Raw genomic sequence first — 1,032 nt, 5'->3', positions numbered from 1 at the left:
ATCGAGTACGCGACGGACCTGTATGACGCGGGCACGGTGGAGTTGTTCGGGGCGCGGTTGGTGCGCGTGTTGAGTGGGGCGGTTGCAGGGCCCGGTTCGCGGGTGGGTGAGCTGGATGTGTTGAGTGGGGGTGAGCGGGAGCGGTTGTTGGGGTGGTCGGTGTCGGGTGGTGTGCCGGTGCCGGTGACGTTGCCGGGGTTGTTTGCCGGGCGGGTGCGGGAGTGCCCGGAGGCGGTGGCGGTGGTGTGTGGCGGCGGGGTGTGGTCGTACGGGGAGTTGGCGGGGCGGGTGAACCGGCTGGCTCGTTGGCTGATCGGTCGGGGGGTGGGTCCTGGGGATGTGGTGGGGGTCGCCGTTCCTGCGGGTGTGGAGCAGCTTGTGTCGGTGTTGGGTGTGGTGTCGGCCGGGGCCGCGTATGTGCCGGTGGACGTGGAGTTTCCGGGTGCGCGGATCGGCTGGTTGCTGGGGGACGCGCGGCCCGGTCTGGTGCTGACCACGCAGGCGGCAGCAGGGAGCCTGCCGGAGAGGCTGCCGGTGGAGGTGGTGGCCGTGGACGATCCATCGGTGACCGAGGCGTGCGCGTCCCTCTCGGGTGAGGAGATCGCTGACGGGGAACGCGTGGTGCCGTTGCTGCTCTCGCACCCGGCGTATGTCATTTACACGTCGGGTTCGACGGGTCGTCCGAAGGGTGTGGAGGTCACCCACGCCGGTGTGGCGGGGTTCGCGGCGGGTCTGGTGGATCGGATGGGTGTCGGCGTGGGTGGCCGTGTGCTGCGTACGGCGTCGCTGAGTTTCGACGCGTCGGTGCTGGAGTTGGTTCTGGCGTGGGGTTCTGGGGCGGCGCTGGTGGTGCCGGAGGGCGGGTCCGGGCTGGCGGGGGAGGATCTGGAAGCGGCGCTGTCCGTCGGTGGGGTGACGCATGCGTTCTTGCCGCCGTCGGTGGTGGCGACGTTGCCGGATGGTGCGTGGGAGCGGCTGGAGGGTCTGGTGGCTCTGGCGGTGGGGGCGGAGGCGTGTCCGCCTGAGCTGGTA

General features: G+C 70.6%; 1 protein-coding gene. It reads left to right on the top strand.

Annotation, left to right across the window (positions count from 1 at the left end; all coding sequences use genetic code 11):
* Positions 1–1,032, top strand: a 1,032-nt coding sequence (locus tag ACP4J0_RS38485; RefSeq protein ID WP_426604098.1) for an AMP-binding protein, incomplete at both ends; no start/stop codon positions are given.

The organism is Streptomyces sp. WG7 (assembly GCF_049975785.1).
In the GTDB taxonomy this organism is placed as follows: Bacteria; Actinomycetota; Actinomycetes; order Streptomycetales; family Streptomycetaceae; genus Streptomyces.
The sequence above is the reverse complement of the archived record's forward strand: the minus strand, read 5'-3'. Positions and strand labels throughout refer to the sequence as shown.